Annotated in this window: 10 protein-coding genes; 6 read left to right on the top strand and 4 right to left on the bottom strand. The window is 70.1% G+C overall.

Features of this window, described 5'->3' with window-relative positions; genetic code table 11:
- Positions 1-81: 81 nt before the first annotated feature.
- Positions 82-984 (top strand): NAD-dependent protein deacetylase, encoded by a 903-nt coding sequence (locus ACIBG6_RS07605; RefSeq protein ID WP_399221638.1) that lies wholly within the window; start codon positions 82-84, stop codon positions 982-984.
- Between the two features lie 308 nt (positions 985-1,292).
- Here ACIBG6_RS07605 and ACIBG6_RS07600 read toward each other — a convergent pair whose 3' ends face one another.
- A complete protein-coding gene (locus ACIBG6_RS07600; protein ID WP_399221637.1) occupies positions 1,293-2,249 on the bottom strand; it encodes a TIGR03557 family F420-dependent LLM class oxidoreductase in 957 nt (318 codons plus the stop codon).
- Between the two features lie 218 nt (positions 2,250-2,467).
- Here ACIBG6_RS07600 and ACIBG6_RS07595 point away from each other — a divergent pair, with 218 nt between their 5' ends.
- The 3 genes from ACIBG6_RS07595 to ACIBG6_RS07585 all read left to right on the top strand — a co-directional run bounded on the left by ACIBG6_RS07595 (position 2,468) and on the right by ACIBG6_RS07585 (position 4,962).
- Complete coding sequence (locus tag ACIBG6_RS07595) at positions 2,468-3,253, top strand: VOC family protein (protein WP_399221636.1); 786 nt, start codon at positions 2,468-2,470, stop codon at positions 3,251-3,253.
- Positions 3,254-3,793: 540 nt separating this feature from the next.
- Positions 3,794-4,348: a cysteine hydrolase family protein gene (locus ACIBG6_RS07590; protein ID WP_399221635.1), complete on the top strand. Its 555-nt coding sequence runs from the start codon at positions 3,794-3,796 to the stop codon at positions 4,346-4,348.
- Positions 4,349-4,629: 281 nt separating this feature from the next.
- A complete protein-coding gene (locus ACIBG6_RS07585) occupies positions 4,630-4,962 on the top strand; it encodes a plasmid stabilization protein (protein ID WP_399221634.1) in 333 nt (110 codons plus the stop codon).
- A gap of 308 nt (positions 4,963-5,270) precedes the next feature.
- Here the strand turns inward: ACIBG6_RS07585 and ACIBG6_RS07580 are convergent, their stop codons facing one another.
- The 3 genes from ACIBG6_RS07580 to ACIBG6_RS07570 form a co-directional block, all read right to left on the bottom strand.
- Complete coding sequence (locus ACIBG6_RS07580) at positions 5,271-6,290, bottom strand: NAD-dependent epimerase/dehydratase family protein (protein ID WP_399221633.1); 1,020 nt, start codon at positions 6,288-6,290, stop codon at positions 5,271-5,273.
- Positions 6,291-6,698: 408 nt separating this feature from the next.
- The gene (locus ACIBG6_RS07575; protein ID WP_399221632.1) at positions 6,699-7,535 is read right to left on the bottom strand and encodes a class II glutamine amidotransferase; all 837 of its coding nucleotides are present in this window, start codon (positions 7,533-7,535) and stop codon (positions 6,699-6,701) included.
- A 191-nt stretch (positions 7,536-7,726) separates the two neighbouring features.
- Positions 7,727-7,921, bottom strand: coding sequence for a hypothetical protein (locus ACIBG6_RS07570; protein WP_399221631.1), 195 nt, complete (start codon positions 7,919-7,921; stop codon positions 7,727-7,729).
- Between the two features lie 236 nt (positions 7,922-8,157).
- On the opposite strand from ACIBG6_RS07570, the gene ACIBG6_RS07565 reads away from it, so the two are divergent.
- Entirely contained in the window at positions 8,158-8,565 is a 408-nt protein-coding gene (locus ACIBG6_RS07565; protein WP_399221630.1) for a hypothetical protein, read from the top strand.
- A gap of 82 nt (positions 8,566-8,647) precedes the next feature.
- A complete protein-coding gene (locus ACIBG6_RS07560; RefSeq protein WP_399221629.1) occupies positions 8,648-9,340 on the top strand; it encodes a DUF6766 family protein in 693 nt (230 codons plus the stop codon).
- Positions 9,341-9,388: the final 48 nt, after the last annotated feature.

Here is a 9,388-nt window from a genome sequence, read left to right as displayed (position 1 = left end):
CGGCAGGAGGCCTTCGGTTGCCATCGGCTCCGCGGGGTCGTGGCCCGTGTCGATGTCGGGTCCGTTCCGTACGCTGGCGGCATGCGAATGCGCCCCACTCTGAGCTGGACTCCGCCCCAGGATCTGCCGCCAGGCATCACGGATCCCGAGCCGGTCGCCGAGATGCTGAGGGCCGGCGGTGTGCTGGTGCTCAGCGGGGCGGGCTTGTCCACGGAGTCGGGCATCCCTGACTATCGGGGTGAGGGCGGGAGCCTGCGGCGGCATACGCCGATGACGTACCAGGAGTTCACGGCCAGCGCCCGGGCCCGGCGCCGGTACTGGGCGCGCAGTCACCTCGGCTGGCGCACGTTCGGCCGGGCCCGGCCCAACGCCGGGCATCGGGCTGTGGCGGCGCTCGGGCGGCACGGTCTGCTCTCGGGTGTGATCACCCAGAACGTCGACGGCCTGCACCACGCCGCCGGCAGCGAGGGCGTGGTGGAGCTCCACGGAAGCCTGGGCAGGGTTGTCTGCCTTTCCTGCGGTGCCTCCGGCTCGCGCCGGGAACTCGCCCGGCGACTGGAGGAGGCCAACGCCGGGTTCGCGCCGGTGGCCGCCGGACTGAATCCGGACGGCGACGCCGACCTCAACGACGAGCAGGTCGGGGACTTCTCCGTGGTGCCCTGCTCCGCCTGCGGCGGCATCCTCAAACCGGACGTGGTGTTCTTCGGCGAGGCCGTTCCGCCGCGGCGGGTCGCGTACTGCCGAGAACTGGTCGATGCGGCGACCTCGCTCCTGGTGCTGGGCTCTTCGCTGACGGTGATGTCCGGGCTGCGGTTCGTCCGCCAGGCGGCCCAGACGGGGAAGCCGGTGCTGATCGTCAACCGGGACCCCACACGGGGCGACCGGCACGCCGTCGCCCGGGTCGCTCTTCCTCTGGGGCCGACCCTGACCACCCTGGCCGGCCGACTGGGAGTCCCCGTGGACGACGGGGCACCGGCAGCCTGAAGCGGCGCGTCCTACGCCGCGTGGCCGGAGCAGTCCTGGCGCCTGGTGCCGGCGGACGGGTTGTGGGCGGGTTGGCCTCGATCCCGTCGCCTGGACCGGACCGGCCGCGGTTGTCGGGCGCTCTCACCGGACCGGAGTGGTGAGGGACGGCCGCCCGGCGAGGAGCCGCGGTTGGGCGGTGCCGCCCAGCCTCGGCTCCGCGCGATCCGCCGCTCGAACGGGCGTGAGCGGAGACGTATCCGTGTCGTCGGCGGTCCGGTGAGCCGTCAGTACGCCGAGGGCGGCCGGTTCCCGTTCTGCAGCACCGTTCAGCCGCGCAGGGCTGGGAGAACCTTCTCGCGGTAGGCGTGGAAGAACTCCTCCTGTCCCTGGCCGATCTGCCCGACGTACACCTCGTCGAATCCGGCGTCCACGTACGCGCGGACGGCCTCCACGTGCTCCTCGACGTCCGGGCCGCACGGTACGGAGTCGGCCACCTGCTTCCGGGTGACGAGGCCGGCGGCCTGCTCGAAGTGGGCGGGCGTGGGGAGGATCTGGTTCAGTTCTCCGGGCAGCTGCTCGGTGGGCCACGTGCGGTGCGTCGTGTCGACGGCCGCGTCCCGGTCCTGACCCCAGCAGACCTTCAGGCCTCCGATGACGGGCTTGCCGGTGCCGCCCTCATCGCGGAACGACGCGATGGCGTCCTCATCAGGGGTCATGGTGACGAAGCCGTCCCCGATGCGGCCCGCGAGTGCGGCGGCCTTGGGGCCGAAGCCAGAGACCAGGATCCCCGGAGGTGCCTCCGGGACGGTGTAGAGGCGGGCGTTGTCGACCGTGTAGTGCCGGCCCCGATGGCTGACCTCGCGGCCGGTGAACAGCTTCCGCATCACCTCCACCGCCTCCTCCAGCATGTCCGCCCGCTCGTCGAACGCGGGCCACCGGTCACCGAGGACGTGCTCGTTAAGCGCCTCACCGGTACCCACACCCAGAGCGAACCGGCCGCTGAGCAGCACGCTGGAGGTCGCCGCCGCCTGGGCCGTCACCGCCGGGTGCAGACGCATCGTGGGGCACGTGACGAGCGTGGTGACGGGCAGATCCACCGTCTGGGACAGGGCACCGATCATCGACCACACGAAGGGACTGCTGCCCTGAGCGTTGGTCCACGGATGGAAGTGGTCGGAGATGGCCAGGCGGGTGAATCCCGCACCCTGCGCCAGGCGCGCCTGGCGCACCAGCTGGGCGGGTGTGAATTCCTCGCAGGACAGGAAGTAGCCGAACGACGTCATTGTGTATTCCCTTCGCGTCGGCCCCTTGGATCCGGCTACCCCGGCACGCCCGCTTGAATGACCTCAGAGAAGGCCCGATGCGCTTCGGTGCTGCCTGGATGAACCGTTCGGGGCTTCGGGGTCATGACGGTGCAGACCGTCTGGCCGCTTGGAAAGCGAGTCGACGGGAATAGGCGCAATTGGGGGCGGAACGAGGCGTGTGCGGAGGCGAGAATCCCATGGTGTTGGTGGCAGTGGATGTGATCGGCTCCCCGTGCTGGTTGAGCCTGGCGACGCGTGATCGTTCGGCGGCGGAGCGCTTCTACGGTGCGGTGCTGGGCTGGGCTTTCCGGCAGGGCCGTTTCGGCCGGGCATTCTCGGTGGCCGAGATTGATGGCATCCCGGTCGCAGGTATTGGGGCCGTCGCGGGTGAGTTCGCCGTACCTGTGGCGTGGACGCCGTATTTCGCCGTCGATGACGCAGATGCGGCTGCGGCGCGGGTACGCGAGAGGGGCGGCACGGTCGGGGTGGGACCGGTCTCGTATCCGCCCGGCGGCCGGGCGGCGCTGGTGGCCGACCGTGAAGGCGCCACTTTCGGTATCTGGGACGGGGACGTTCTCGCCGAGTGGAGTGTCGGTGCGGCGCGCTCGCCGGCGTGGCTGGAACTCCAGACGGGCAATGCGTTCGACGCCGCGCTGTTCTACGGCGAGGTACTGGGGTGGGGCCAAGGCGACAGCGACGGCTGCTGCGACACCTCGTACGAGGAGGACCAGGTTGTGCTCCGGCGGCGCGGTCAAGCCGTCGCCAGGCTGAACAGCGGGCCCGTCGAGGAGGCCGCGCCGAAGCCACAGCTGCGACCCCGGTGGCTGGTCCACTTCAAGGTCCCCGACATGGACAGAGCAGTCGCGCTCGCGCTGGAGAACGGCGGCAGCCCCCTCACCGGCCAGGAGCGGAGCGACGGCCGTCAGATGACGCTCCGGGACCCTGACGGCGGCCTCTTCACCCTGGACCAGGGCGACGAATGACGCCCCCGGGTGCGTACGACCATCAGACCCACGCGCGCTGGTCGAGACGCTCGCCGTTCGCCTGCGCGATGCCGGAGAAACCGCGCCCGGAGTGGCCACGGCGATCGCGGAGGAGAAGGCGGACAGGCCCCTGCCGGCGGTGGCGCCAGAGTCTGCGCAGGCCGCACCCCTGCTGGAACCGCTCGGCCGCCCGCACAGCAGCGGAGACGTGCTGCGCGCATTCCCGCGTCACATCACACCCGCCCTGGAGGGGGCGGGTCAGCGCCGTGCGATCGACGAGGCAGGGCAGGTTGGCCCAGGGGCGAGTGCCCTTCGGAGTTCCTTCTCCCTGGGGAGGCAGGGGGCACCGATCGCCTGTGGCCGTGTCGCAGCGGTGCGCGCTCCGCCGGATGGCGGAGACTTGTTCCACCGCCGGAGCGGCCGCAGCGAGCCCGCCTGACTTGCGGAGCCCCGGCGGCGGTCGGTCGCCGCAGGAGTGAGTGCCGCGCCCCGGCCTCCGCCGCAGCCGACAGCGGGACGAGACGAGAGATGGCGGCTCCCATGCCCCGTACAGCACTCCTTGTGATCGACATGCTCAACACGTACACACACGAGGACGCCGAGGCTCTGGTTCCGTCCGTCCGTGAGGCGCTCCCCGGGATCGCGACCTTGCTGCGGAACGCCGGTGCCTGCGACTCGCCGGTCGTCTATGTGAACGACAATTTCGGCGAATGGCGCTCGCACCACGGGGAGATCCTGAAGGCTGCCCTCGACGGCCGTCATCGCGACCTGGTGGAGCCGGTCGCACCCGACGACAGCGCGCTGTTCGTGGTCAAGGCGCGGCACTCGATCTTCTTCGAGACCCCGCTGGCGTACCTGTTGGGCCAGCTGAAGGTCGAACGCGTGGTGCTTTGCGGGCAGGTGACCGAGCAGTGCGTGCTGTACTCGGCTCTGGACGCCCACATCCGGCACTTCGACGTGGTGGTGGCCGCCGACGCGGTCGCCCACATCGACGCCGACCTGGCGGCAGCGGCCTTGAGGATGATGCGTACCAATATGTCTGCGACAGTCTGCTTGGCGGACGAGGTCGCCTTCGACACGCGACAGCCGCAGTGATGTCGAGCCGGACCGCACCCTTCAGGGGAGCTCACCCGAGTCCAAGCCGGTGGGCGTCGCCCACGTCGACCGGCATGGGGAGGCGCGGGCGTTCAAGCCCGTTCCTGGCACTGTTCGTGGCCGCGGTGGCCGCGGAGGCCTCCGGGCGGGCAGCCTCTTCGTCGCCTCGTGGGGAAGGTGATGCTGCTGGTGGGGAAACACCCACCCGGCTCTCGTGAAATGCCGGCCTATGGGGGTAGCCGCACCATGGCATTGATATCCCACCGATGAAGGGTTTCGCCATGCCTCGAGGTTCCAGTCCGAAGCGCGAGCGCCAGTACGAGCACATCAAGGAGTCCGGCGAGAAGCGTGGCATGTCAGAAAGCCGTGCGAAGGAGATGGCTTCCCGCACGGTGAACAAGGAGCGTGCCCGGTCGGGAGAGAGCAAGTCGGCCAGCCGTAGTTCCACCCAGGGGAAGTCCGCCTCGCAGCGAGGAGGCCAGAAGTCCGGTGGTGGGGGCAGCAGCTCCTCGGAGAGGACCAAGGACGACCTGTATGAGGAGGCGAAGAAGCGCGGTATCGAGGGCCGCTCCAACATGACCAAGCAGCAGCTCAAGAACGCCCTCGGCCACTGACCGGGATCCGAAGTACAGCTCCCGTGGGCCGCCCGGGCAAACCCGCCCCGCGACAGGGCACTCGCCCGAGCACGGCCATCCGTTCCACTGCGGCCCGCACTACGGAGGTCCCGCCCGACCACGCTCCTGCCGGCTCACGACGTGCTCCTCGACCGGACTGCACCGGTTACCGGTGGAGACTCTGGGATCGATAGAGAAGCGCGTCTGCTTTTCGCTCGTGACCGGCGAGATCACCAGGTGCGGAGCGGGCCCCGGGCAAGGGCCCCCGCACACCGCCTTGAAACGCGTCGACCACGTCGACCACCCGGTCAAGGCATTCCGGCGGTGGTGGCTGCCAGGGGCGGGGTGTCGGCACCTGATCCCCGTGCGAGGCCCTCCAGGAACTCCCCGACGGCTTGCTCGGAGGTGAACGATGGCTCCCAGTCGAGCTCGGCGCGGGCTCGACCGGTGTCGAGCAGGGGCAGGCGCAGGACTGCGTCCAGGAGGCCAGGTGCCGCGGGGACGAGGTGCATGCGCCAGGCGGCGGCCAGCGCGGCACGCGCGGCACGGGCGGGCAGCGGTACGGTCCGGGTGTCGAGGATGCGGGCCACGGCGGCGGTGTCCAGCACGGGGTCTGCCACCAGGTTGAACGGACCGTGGACCGGGCGCACCACCGCGGCCTGGTAGGCCCGCGCGGCGTCGTCGGTGTGCAGAGCCTGGAAGCGCAGGCCGGTGACGGCCGGGAGCGCCGGGAGCAGTCCCGGCCGGATGAGGCGCCAGGGCAGGAGGGGGCCGGCGAAGATGCGGCGCTGCTCGCTCGCCGACTCCTCCTTGAACAGGAACGCCGGCCTCATCCGTACGACGCGCATCTCCGGGTGGGTGAGCTGGAAGCCGTCGAGGTAGCGCTCCAGGTAGGCCTTCTCCCGGGTGTAGGCGGCGCCGGGCCAGCCGTGGGTGGGCCAGGACTCGTCGACGGGACGGCCATCGGACGGCCCGGGCGAGTAGGCGCCGACCGACGAGGCGTGCACGAGGGTGCGCACGCCTGCCTGGGCGCAGGCCTCGAAGACTCGGATACCGCCCAGGACGTTGGTGCGCCAGGTCTCCACGGGATCGTGGGTGGGCTGGAACTTCCACGCGAGGTGGACGACGGCGTCGAGCCCTGTGAACAGCGCGGTCAGGTCGGCGCCACCCGGGTCGATGTCCGCTGCCGTCCAGCGGACCCCGGAGACCCGGAGTGCGGGCACCCGACGGGCGATGCCGAGCACGTCTCCGACTGCGCGGTCGTGGGCGAGTGCGCGGACCACGCTGGTCCCCGCGTTGCCGGTGGCTCCTGTCACGGCGACTCTCATCGGACCAACCGCCTTTCGGCCCGCGCCACGGGCGCAGCCCGTCGTCGAGGCGCACGGCCGGCGACGGACAGGGGCGGTCGCCGTCGCTCGGGGGAGGGAATCGTGCGGTGCTCTGCATCGGCATGAGAGATGATCATGACGCTTCCGATCGCGAGTAGCGGTGGCCCGTCAGGAATCCGAACCTGGCGAAGGGCGCGCTGCGGAATGTCCGTCTCGGCGAGCGGCCGGCGGGCCAGAGCGGCGGCCGCCCCACGGGTCATGCCCCGCGCCTGACCGCTCAGCGCACTCCGCAAACACGACGGGCCCCGGAGAACGGCGGCCGAGCGCTTCTCTTCCTTGCCGGTTCCGGATGGCTGTCAGGAGCATTCCGACCCACGCAGTGGGCGTGCGGGCCAGGCTTCGATGGTGTCACGCGATCGGGGAGAACGGGAGGTAGTCCCTGCCCTGGACGGACGGGATCGCGGCGTAGCTGGCCTCGGGCAGTTCGTTCCACACACCTGGGAGGTCGCCCAAGGGCTCGGAGACCACGATGCGGGTCTCGTCGGAGATCTCCCTGAGGTAGTCCAGCTCGGGGTGAAGACGCCGGACCGACTCGGCCCTGCTGCTGTAGAAGAGCGACCGAGGCTTGCCCCGACTGGCATAGCGGAAGGCCCACACGCGCTCTCCATCGCTCACCGCCACCGTCATCTGCAGCGGGTCGGCCACGCCGTGTTCTCTGCCGAGGCGCTCCACCAGGCCCGCCATGCGAGCCACCGCGCCCGGGACGTCCTGGTCGAGGCCGAAGGTGACCGCCAGGTAGAACATCACCTCGGAGTCCGTCGACCCTTCGATGGAGGGGAAGAGCACAGGGTCGACGGCCATGCAGAGATCGCGTTGCAACCGGGGGAAGTCGGCGATCGCCCCGTTGTGCATCCACAGCCACCGGCCGTGACGAAACGGGTGGCAGTTGGTCTGCTGGACGGCGGAGCCGGTGGAGGCACGTACGTGTGCGAAGAAGAGAGAGGACCGGACATGCGCGGAGAGCTCGCGCAGGTTGCGGTTGTTCCAGGCCGGCCCGACATCGCGAAATACGGCCGGTGTTCCGTCGCCGTCCGCGCTGTACCACCCGACGCCGAATCCGTCGCCGTTGGTCGACTCGACGCCCATCCGGGCGTGGAGGCTCTGGTTGATCAGCGAGTGCTCGGGGCGGTAGAGCACGGTATCGAGCAGTACCGGCGTACCTGAGTAGGCGAGCCAGCGACACATGCGGACCATCCCCTTCCGGAGCCTGTTCCGAGGCTACGTCGATGACGGCTCAGGACCGCCGAGCGCCGACCGGGTGTCCCGGTGGGCCGATGGGGAAGGTCCGGAGAAGCGGGCACGCCGTGGCTGGCGGGACCTGTAGGCGATGGTGCGAGCGGGCACTGGGCAGGCGCAGCCGGTCTGGTCGTCAGCAGTCATCGGTCCGCGTCGGGGTGGGCATGCGTGCGCAGGGCCCAGGCCTGCCCCGAGCAGTCGTAGGGCAGAGGTGGGAACCGGTGCCCGCGAACGTCGGTGCTCTTGCTCCACAAGTGCTCCTTGCCGCAGTCACAGGCGTAGATGCCGCTCTGCGGTACGATCTCGCCCGATTTCCACTGCTCTGTCCCGTTCATGATGAGGCGCCTACCCCTGCGGGCCGAGTGCATTCCACGCCCCGACGGGACAAGCCGGGCCCAGGAAGCGGCGACGCTCCGCCCAGGCTTCTCCGTGACCCGCGGAGGCACTCGATCAGGCGACGTGTGCGGGCAATCGGCCTCGTGTCCGGACCCGGCGGATGTCCGGAGGGCATACCTGGACCTGCGGCGCCGGAGTGCGCCACGCCATGAGCGACGTACGGGCGAGGTGGAGAGTGAAGTTGCTGAAGCTCGGCGGCGCCCTGGCGGCCTTGGCGGTGCTGTGTGCCTGTGGCGCGCCGCAGGCACGTCAGGACGGAGCCACTCGGGCCGGCCGGATCTTCGAGGAGGCCCTCGCCGTCGGCGACTACCCCGCGGCGTGTGAGCTGCTCGCTCCTGAGAGCCGTGAGCAGCTCGAGGAAGACGAGAAGCGGCCGTGCGAGCAGGCGTTGGCAGCGCAGGAACTGCCACGGGGCGGAGGTCTGCGGAGCGTGGACGTCTACGGCCGGCAGGCGCTGCTCCGGCTGCACGACGAGACCCTGTTCCTGTCGCAGTTCGACGACGGGTGGCGCGTCACCGCCGCCGGATGCGTGCGGGAACCTGGCGTCGACACACCCTACCGATGTGTCCTGAAGGGGGCTTGATCGTGCGAGCGGTGTTCGCGGTGTGCCTGCTCGTCATCGTGGGAGGTCTTTCCTACTTCACCGCGATCGGGGCGATGCACCGGTGACGGCCGACCGGAGCCGTGGTGGCTTCTGGCGGTCGAACAGCCTCACGCTGGGCTTCGGCGGGGCCTTTCTGGTGGTGCTTGGCGCACAGGCCGTCGCCGGGCGCGCGGAGTTCAACGAACAGCTCGTCCTTGAGGGACTGCAGCAAGTCGGGCTCGGCGACTACCTGATGTCCTCGGACTTCGCCGTCGACGTCACCGAGAACTGGCAGTCGGAGTTCCTGCAGTTCTTCCTCTACGTCTTCGGCACGGTCTACCTGCTCCAGCGCGGCTCTCCGGAGTCCAAGCCACTGCACAAGGCGGGTACGGAGAGCGAACGCGAACAGCGCATGGGTGACCATGCCCGAGCGAACTCGCCCCGATGGGCCGGTACGAAGGACTGGCGCCAAGCCGTCTACTCGCGGTCGCTGGGTCTGGCCATGGCCACGTTCTTCGTGCTGTCGTGGCTGGCACAGTCGATCTCGGGCGTCGCCGCCTTCAACGAACTGCGACTGCGGCAGCTCCAGGCACCCGTCGCCTGGCACTCGTACCTCGCCTCGGCCGACTTCTGGAACCGGTCACTGCAGAACTGGCAGTCGGAACTCCTCGCGGTGGCCGCGATGGCCGTGCTCTCCGTCTACCTCCGCCAGCGCGGTTCACCGGAATCCAAACCCGTCGGCGCGACGCACGAGGCCACCGGCGTCGAAGGCTGAACCGACCGCGGAAGCGGGACACGGCGACCGTACGCCGTCGGGGAGCGT

The organism is Streptomyces sp. NPDC050842 (genome assembly GCF_044456565.1).
In the GTDB taxonomy this organism is placed as follows: domain Bacteria; phylum Actinomycetota; class Actinomycetes; order Streptomycetales; family Streptomycetaceae; genus Streptomyces.
The sequence above is the reverse complement of the archived record's forward strand: the minus strand, read 5'-3'. Positions and strand labels throughout refer to the sequence as shown.